This is a genomic window from Acidiphilium sp. PM (assembly GCF_000219295.1).
Classification (GTDB): Bacteria; Pseudomonadota; Alphaproteobacteria; order Acetobacterales; family Acetobacteraceae; genus Acidiphilium; species Acidiphilium multivorum.
The window spans coordinates 1-2,748 of the sequence record NZ_AFPR01000318.1 but is presented as its reverse complement, the minus strand read 5'-3'; the positions used below and the strand labels follow the sequence as shown (position 1 = coordinate 2,748).

General features: G+C 71.1%; 2 protein-coding genes. One reads left to right on the top strand and one right to left on the bottom strand.

Annotated features, from left to right (window positions below):
• Positions 1 to 82: 82 nt before the first annotated feature.
• Entirely contained in the window at positions 83 to 1,750 is a 1,668-nt protein-coding gene (locus APM_RS12070; protein ID WP_007423660.1) for a methyl-accepting chemotaxis protein, read from the bottom strand.
• A 250-nt stretch (positions 1,751 to 2,000) separates the two neighbouring features.
• Here APM_RS12070 and APM_RS12065 point away from each other — a divergent pair.
• Positions 2,001 to 2,748, top strand: a 748-nt coding sequence (locus APM_RS12065; RefSeq protein ID WP_007423659.1) for a hypothetical protein, incomplete at its 3' end; no start/stop codon positions are given.

Genomic DNA, 2,748 nt, shown 5'->3' with positions numbered 1-2,748 from the left:
CGGCGAGGCGGCAGCGCCGGAGCGGATCGAGGTCGGACTCCGGCTGGCGGCGCGGGGCAGCACCGTCGCGCCGCGCCGGGATTCATGACGCCGCGAGTTCGAGACGGCGGGCGGCGGCTTGCGGCGATTGCTGCGAGAAGCGGAAATGGGAGACGATGTTGGCCAGCGCCGTCGCCTCGCCGGCGAGGGTGGCGGTGGCGGCGTTCGCCTCCTCGGCCATGGCGGCGTTCTGCTGGATCGCCTTGTCGAGATGGCTGATCGCGGTGTTGATCGCGCCGATATCGTCGGACTGGGCGGTGACGGCGGCGGCGATGTCGGCGATGCGGAGGTTCATTTCGTCGACATTGCCGAAGATTCCCTGCAGCGTCTCGCCGGTGCGGCCGACGAGATCGACGCCGGCGGAGACCTGGCTGCGCGAGGCGAGGATGAGCGCGGTGATCTCCTTCGCCGCCTCGGACGAGCGCTGGGCGAGGGCGCGCACCTCGGAGGCGACCACGGCGAAGCCGCGCCCGGCCTCGCCGGCGCGGGCGGCCTCGACCCCGGCGTTGAGCGCGAGCAGGTTGGTCTGGAAGGCGACCTCCTCGATCATGTCGATGATCTGGGCGATCTGGCCGGAGGAATTCTCGATCGCGTGCATCGCGGCGACGGCCTCGCTGACCAGGCGGCTCGATTCGCCGGCGACGCCGGCCGCGGCCGTGGCACTGGCGCGGGCGCGTTTCGCATCCTCGGCGGTGGTGCGCAAATGCCGGTCGAGCTGGGCGAGGGCGGCGGCGGATTCCTCGAGGCTCGCCGCCTCGCTCTCGGTGCGGCGGGCGAGATCGTCGGCGGCGGCGCGGATCTCGCTCATCGAGGTGTCGATCACCGCGGAGGACTGGCGGAGCTGGAGCATCGTCGTCCGCAGGGCGCCGACGGCGCCGTTCAGGTCGCCGGCGATCGCATCGAAGGGCGCGGGCAGGCCGGCGGGCACCGCCACGTCGAGCTCGCCGGCGGCAAGGCCGGCCAGGGCCTGCTTGATCAGGTCGACGGCGCGGACGCGGTCGGTCACGTCGGTGGCGAAGATCATGATGCTGGCGAGCCGGCCTTCGGCATCGCGCATGCCGTTGTAGGATTCGGCGAGCCAGACGGCGCTGCCATCGTGGTGGCGGCGGCGGACCTCGGTGACGAAATGCTCGCCGGTGCGCAGCCGGTCCCAGAACCGGCGATAGGCGTCGCCGCTGACGTCTTCCGGGGTGGCGAGGATGCGGTGATGCTGGCCGACCAGCTGCTCGCGCCGGTAGCCGACGGCGCGCAGGAAATTGTTGTTGACGTCGATGATCGTGCCGTCCGGCGCGCATTCGATCATGCCGCGGCCGCTGGCGATGGTGTGCAGGCCGCGCGCCTCGCGCATGGTGCGAAGCTCGTCCTCGGTGAGCGGGAGGATCAGCTCGACCGTGCCGCGCGCGGCACCGGCGGCGAGGGCGTGGGCGGCGACATGGACATAGACCGGCTCGCCGCCGGCAGTGACGAGTTTCTGGATGCCGCGCCAGCCGCCGCCGGCGGCGAGATGGCGCAGATAGCCGGCATCGGCGGCGCCGGCGATCAGCCCGGCGCGGGGCTGGCCGGCGAGCTGCGCCGGCGTGCGGCCGAGCAGGGCGCAGAACGCCTCGTTCGCCTCGGTCACGGTACCGTCGGCCCCGACCTGGACGATGCCGGCCATGGCGTTCAGCGACGCATGCACGCGTCGGCTGGCACCGTTGAACGGAAACTTCATCAAATGGCCTCCAAAGGAGATGGAACGTCACGTTATCGTTACAATCTCGCCTAGTATTGGGGCGGGTGGTTAAATCACGATTAACGGAATCCATAGTCTCACTGACGGATACGAAATCCATGAAATTTGGACGTTGATGTTTCGATTATTGGTCAAACGCGGTGTTTGCCGGGCTGGCGGCGGCGCCGTCTATTGATTTTTGCGCCGCCGGCTTCGAAGCTGGGGCGGAACGAATGCGGGGAGGGACGCGATGGACGGCGCGGCGGCGGGCGAGGGGGGACGGTTGCGAATCGGGATCGCGGCGTCGGCGGCGATGCGGAGCAGCGAGGTCTCGCCGCTGTTCGGCCTGTTGCGGGATTTCGCGCCGTTCCTGTCGTCACCGGCGGTGGCGCTGCACGCGGTGGGGGCGACCTGCGACGCCATCCTCGCCTCCGGCCTGCTGGCGGGAAACCCGCCGGCGCGGCTGCGGCCGGCGCGCGAGGGCGGGGTGATCACCCTGACCTCGATGGTGGTGCCCGACGCCGAGGGGCGGGCGGCGCTGGATTTCGTGATCTACCTGATCGATCCGGTCGACCCGATCGGCGTGTTTCCCGAGATGCAGGCGCTGAAGCGGCAATGCGTGGTGCATGGGCGGCCGTTCCTGACCAACAGGGGCGCGGCCTCGGAATGGTGCGCGCTGGTCTGGAACGGCATGGCGGGGATCGACCGCACCGGGCTTGCGGCGCAGCTCGCCCGCTGGGTGCGGCCGGAGGCGACGGCGACGGAGACGATCGGGCTGATCGCCCACGATACGCAGAAGCCGGTCATGCTGGATTTCGCCCGGCGGCATCACGCGCTGCTCTCGCGCTTCGGCCGGCGGCTGGCGACGGGGACGACCGGCGGGCTCCTGAACGGCACGGTGCCGGCGCGGCTGCGGGCCGAGACGGCGACGCTGCTGCCGCTGCTGCCGCCGGCGGTGCCGGGATGGACCACCGCCTTCCAGTCCGGCCCGCGGGGCG